Below are 5,054 nucleotides of genomic sequence, written 5' to 3' on the forward strand. Positions count from 1 at the left end.
AAGCTGCTCGAGGAATACATCCGCGAGCGGGACGATAGTTAACAACGTATCGATGGTAGAACCGACGATTTACCTTAGGAGCACAGCATGACCAACAAAATCATCCTTGCACTCGAAGCAGAGCAGATGACCAAAGAGATCCCTACCTTTGCACCGGGCGACACCGTTGTCGTTCAGGTTAAAGTGAAGGAAGGCGACCGTTCCCGTCTGCAGGCGTTCGAAGGCGTTGTCATCGCCAAGCGTAACCGCGGCGTGAACAGTGCGTTCACCGTTCGCAAAATCTCCAACGGTGTTGGCGTAGAGCGTACTTTCCAGACCTACTCCCCGCAGATCGACAGCATGGCTGTCAAGCGTCGCGGTGACGTACGTAAAGCCAAGCTGTACTACCTGCGCGACCTGTCGGGTAAAGCAGCCCGCATCAAGGAAAAACTGGCTTAATCCAGTCTCCGATGCAGAAAAAAGCAGCCTACGGGCTGCTTTTTTGTTGCCCGTCATTTATCCACAACCTTGTCGCTTCAGGCCGTATCCATGACTTCCCGCCAGCAAGAAATCGAACGTCGCACCGAGCTTTCGGTGACCCGCGTGACCAAAGCGGTTTTCCCGTCGACCACCAACCACCACAACACCCTGTTCGGCGGCACCGCCCTGGCCTGGATGGACGAAGTGTCGTTCATCGCCGCCACCCGGTTCTGCCGCTTGCCGCTGGTGACCGTGTCCACCGACCGCATCGACTTCAACCATGCCATCCCGGCCGGCTCCATCGTCGAACTGGTGGGACGGGTGGTGAAGGTCGGCAACACCAGCCTCAAGGTCGAGGTGGAAGTGTTTGTCGAAAGCATGAGCTGCGACGGGCGGGAGAAGGCGATTCATGGCCAGTTCAGCTTTGTCGCCATCGATGGGGACAAGCGCCCGGTGCCGGTGCTGCCGGGGTTCGCCGACTGATCCGATGGCGGGGTGCAAGGGGGGGGCAACTGTCTTGGCCCTGCCTTGCGGTGTCCTCGCTGACGCCATCCCCAGCAGGGGCTCGGGTGGAACGTGCTTGCCTGTGAAGGCGTCAGATCAGGCACCACCGGCTTCAGGCTGGATCAACGCCAGCAACGTCCACCCAGGTCCCGGCTTCAATGCGGCCTCAGGCGTCACCACATAGACCCAGCCGCTGTCGTCGCGCATGAACAGCAGGGTCGCCCGGTTGCCGTGCAGCGCCCGGTAATCCTCCCAGCCGAAGCCGTCGGTCAGCGTCGTGCTGTAGAGCTCGGCCCCCTGGCTGAGCAGGCTGGCCAGCTTGGCGTAGGTCAGCGGCTCGCTGCCCAGCTGATTGCCCCGGTGTTCTAGGCTGGCCCGGTGCTTGGCGCTGCGACGGCTTTCCTGGCCGCTGGCCAGGCCGAACAGGCGCTGATGGCCGAAGTCATGCCGAAAGCGCATGGCCGCCAACGTGTTGAGCTCGCCTGAGGGCGACAGCGCCAACAAGTGCCCCAGCCCCACCAGATCCAGATGGGCATCGGCGTGCTGCGAGGCGGGGTTGCCGAAGTAGGTCGGCAGGCTTTCCATGCGGGCGGCGCGGATGTTCTCCCAGCTCGAATCGGTCAGCAGCACACGGCTGCCCAACTGCTGCAGCGCCTTGCCCAGCAGGCGTGCCGGGCCGTTGGCGCCGACGATCAGGAAACCGCTGGGCGCGGGCTCCGCGACCTTCAGCAGCCGCGCCAGCGGTCGGGCCGTCGCGCTCTGCAGGACCACGGTGCCGATGATCACGGCAAAGGTCAGCGGCACCAGCAGCAGGGCGCCTTCGTGTCCGGCCTCGTCCAGGCGGATGGCGAAGATCGCCGACACGGCGGCAGCGACGATCCCCCTGGGAGCGATCCAGCACAGCAGCGCCCGTTCGCGCCAGCTCAGGCTGGAGCCGGCCGTGCTCAGCAGCACGTTCAGCGGTCGGGCGATCAGTTGGATCACCAGCAGCAGGATCAGCACCAACGGCCCTAGCCCGATCAGGGCGTCGAGGTCCAGCCGCGCCGCCAGCAGGATGAACAGCCCGGAAATCAGCAGCACGCTGAGGTTTTCCTTGAAGTGCAGGATGTGCCGCACATCCACGCCTTTCATGTTGGCCAGGCACATGCCCATCAGCGTCACCGCCAGCAGGCCCGATTCGTGCGTCACCTGGTTCGCCGCGATGAAGATCCCCAGCACCGCCGCCAGCGACGCCAGGTTGTGCAGGTACTCCGGCAGCCATTGGCGCCGGATGACCGTGCCCAGCAGCCAGCCGCCGGCGATGCCGAACGCGCTGCCGCACAGGATCACGCCGCCGAAGGTCAGCAGGCTTTGCCGCAGGCCCTGGCCGTCGGCGCTGGCGATGATGAAGCTGTAGACCACCACCGCGAGCAGCGCGCCGATGGGGTCGATGACGATGCCTTCCCAGCGCAGGATGCTGGCGATCGAGGCCTTGGGGCGCACCACCCGCAGCATCGGCACGATCACGGTCGGCCCGGTGACCAGGGTCAGGCTGCCGAACAGGGTCGCGAGCAGCCAGTCGAACCCCAGCAGCCAATGGGTCGCCAGGGTGATGACGATCCAGGTCGCGAGGGCGCCGAGGGTCACCAGGCGACGGACGACGCTGCCGATCTCGCGCCATTCCGACAGGTGCAGGGTCAGGCTGCCCTCGAACAGGATCAGGGCCACCGCCAGCGACACCAGCGGCATCAGCAGCGGGCCGAACATCTCCTGCGGATCCAGCCAGCCGAGCAGCGGGCCCGCCAGGATGCCGGTCAGCAGCAAGAAGAGGATCGCCGGCAGCTTGAGGCGCCACGCCAGCCATTGGCAGCCCAGGGCGGCGGCGCCGATGCCGCCGAAGGTCAACAGGATCTGCTGCTCGTTCATGAGTGCGACGGTTCCTTGAAAGGGCGGGCTATGAAAGACTAGCGGCCATTTTTAACGTTCACTCTTTATTTGCGCGCACCATGCCTGCCATCGACCATCCGCTGATTGATCAATTCCTCGACGCCCTGTGGCTGGAGAAAGGCCTGTCCGACAACACCCGGGATGCCTACCGCAGCGATCTGGCGCTGTTCAACGGCTGGTTGCAGGACCAGCACCTGGAGCTGGCCAGCGCCGGACGCGAACTGATCCTCGACCACCTGGCCTGGCGCCTGGAACAGCACTACAAGCCCCGTTCCACCGCGCGCTTCCTTTCCGGCGTGCGGGGGTTCTACCGCTACCTGCTGCGGGAGAAGCTGATCGCGGTGGATCCGACCTTGCGGGTCGACATGCCCCAATTGGGCAGGCCGCTGCCCAAATCGCTGTCGGAGGCGGACGTCGAGGCGCTGCTGGCCGCCCCGGACCTGAGCGAACCCATCGGCCAGCGCGACCGGGCCATGCTGGAGGTGCTGTACGCCTGCGGATTGCGGGTGACCGAGCTGGTCAGCCTGACGCTGGAGCAGGTCAACCTGCGTCAGGGCGTGCTGCGGGTGATGGGCAAGGGCAGCAAGGAGCGCCTGGTGCCGATGGGCGAGGAGGCGATCGTCTGGGTCGAGCGTTACCTGCGCGATGGCCGCAACGACCTGCTCGGCGGGCGCCCCAGCGATGTGCTGTTCCCCAGCCAGCGCGGCGAGCAGATGACCCGCCAGACCTTCTGGCACCGGATCAAGCACCAGGCCCAGGTCGCCGGAATCGGCAAGTCGCTGTCGCCGCACACACTGCGCCACGCTTTCGCCACCCATCTGCTCAACCACGGCGCGGACTTGCGTGTGGTGCAGATGCTGCTCGGCCACAGCGACCTCTCGACCACCCAGATCTACACCCACGTCGCCCGCGCGCGGCTGCAGGACCTGCACGCCAAGCACCACCCGCGGGGCTGACCGAGTCCCTCTGCCGGCGCTATCGCCAGCAGGCCGGCTCCTGCAGGTTTCGGGGCGGGCCGACGTCTTGCGACAGGCGCATTCGGCCACGGGGGCCTTATGTGTTAGGCTTTGGCCGTTTGTACGATGAACGGTTATGACCCGGTGCCGCGGCACGGGCGTTCTGACCGTTCCATCCGTCCGCCTTCAGGAGTTCTCATGCGTCTGACCCAGATTTTCGCGGCCGCCGCCCTCGCGTTGGCCAGCACCTTTGCCGTCGCCGACGATGCGGCGGAGAAAGCCATCCGTCAAAGCCTGGAAAACCTCCAGCTCGACGTGCCGGTCGACACCATCAGCGCGAGCCCGCTGCCGGGCCTGTACGAGGTCAAGCTCAAGGGCAGCCGCGTGCTGTACGCCAGCGCCGACGGCCAATACATCGTCCAGGGCTACATGTTCCAGCTCAAGGACGGCAAGCCGGTCAACCTGACCGAGAAGACCGAGCGCCTGGGCATCTCCAAGCTGATCAATGCGATCCCGGTGGCCGAAACCGTGGTCTACCCGGCCGTGGGCGAGACCAAGTCGCACATCACCGTGTTCACCGACACCACCTGCCCGTACTGCCACAAGCTGCACGCCGAAGTGCCTGAGCTGAACAAGCGCGGCATCGAAGTGCGCTACGTGGCGTTCCCGCGCCAGGGCCTGGGCTCGCCGGGCGATGAGCAACTGCAGGCGGTGTGGTGCTCCAAAGACAAGAAGTCGGCCATGGACAAGATGGTCGACGGCAAGGAAATCAAGGCCGCCAAGTGCGATAACCCGGTCTCCAAGCAGTTCGCCCTCGGCCAGTCGATCGGCGTGAACGGCACGCCGGCCATCGTTTTGGCCGACGGACAGGTCATTCCGGGCTACCAGCCTGCGCCGCAAGTCGCCAAACTGGCGCTGGGCGCGAAGTAAGTCCGCATCGTCACGGTTCGCCGTGACGAGCGTGGCCCGGCGGCGACACGGCCGGGCCATCAACAGAGAGCCGCGATTGCGCGGTTGTTTTCACGGCCGGCCTCGCGTCGGCCGTTTCATGGGGAGTTCACAGTGAAACCGGTCAAAGTAGGCATCTGTGGGTTAGGGACCGTCGGTGGCGGAACCTTCAACGTACTTCAGCGCAACTCCGAGCAAAACTCTCGTCGTGCCGGGCGAGGGAACGAATTTGCTCAAAAACCCAAGACCACACCAAAGCCA

Annotated in this window: 5 protein-coding genes and 1 pseudogene; 5 read left to right on the forward strand and 1 reads right to left on the reverse strand. The window is 65.0% G+C overall.

The window, feature by feature from the left end; all coding sequences use genetic code 11:
* Positions 1-87: 87 nt before the first annotated feature.
* Both rplS and ACIP0B_RS27820 read left to right on the forward strand, forming a co-directional pair.
* Positions 88-438, forward strand: coding sequence for a 50S ribosomal protein L19 (rplS, locus tag ACIP0B_RS27815; protein ID WP_063322826.1), 351 nt, complete (start codon positions 88-90; stop codon positions 436-438).
* A gap of 90 nt (positions 439-528) precedes the next feature.
* Complete coding sequence (locus tag ACIP0B_RS27820) at positions 529-942, forward strand: acyl-CoA thioesterase (RefSeq protein WP_400838279.1); 414 nt, start codon at positions 529-531, stop codon at positions 940-942.
* Between the two features lie 117 nt (positions 943-1,059).
* Here ACIP0B_RS27820 and ACIP0B_RS27825 read toward each other — a convergent pair whose 3' ends face one another.
* Complete coding sequence (locus ACIP0B_RS27825; RefSeq protein WP_400838281.1) at positions 1,060-2,868, reverse strand: cation:proton antiporter; 1,809 nt, start codon at positions 2,866-2,868, stop codon at positions 1,060-1,062.
* A gap of 80 nt (positions 2,869-2,948) precedes the next feature.
* Here ACIP0B_RS27825 and xerD point away from each other — a divergent pair, with 80 nt between their 5' ends.
* From xerD to ACIP0B_RS27840, 3 genes and pseudogenes are all read left to right on the forward strand, one after another.
* Positions 2,949-3,845 (forward strand): site-specific tyrosine recombinase XerD, encoded by an 897-nt coding sequence (gene xerD, locus ACIP0B_RS27830; protein ID WP_400838284.1) that lies wholly within the window; start codon positions 2,949-2,951, stop codon positions 3,843-3,845.
* Positions 3,846-4,043: 198 nt separating this feature from the next.
* Complete coding sequence (dsbC, locus tag ACIP0B_RS27835; protein ID WP_085581245.1) at positions 4,044-4,775, forward strand: bifunctional protein-disulfide isomerase/oxidoreductase DsbC; 732 nt, start codon at positions 4,044-4,046, stop codon at positions 4,773-4,775.
* Positions 4,776-4,907: 132 nt separating this feature from the next.
* Positions 4,908-5,054, forward strand: a pseudogene (locus ACIP0B_RS27840) (homoserine dehydrogenase); the annotation flags it as partial.

Source organism: Pseudomonas sp. NPDC089534, from assembly GCF_044749305.1.
Taxonomy (GTDB): domain Bacteria; phylum Pseudomonadota; class Gammaproteobacteria; order Pseudomonadales; family Pseudomonadaceae; genus Aquipseudomonas; species Aquipseudomonas ekonensis.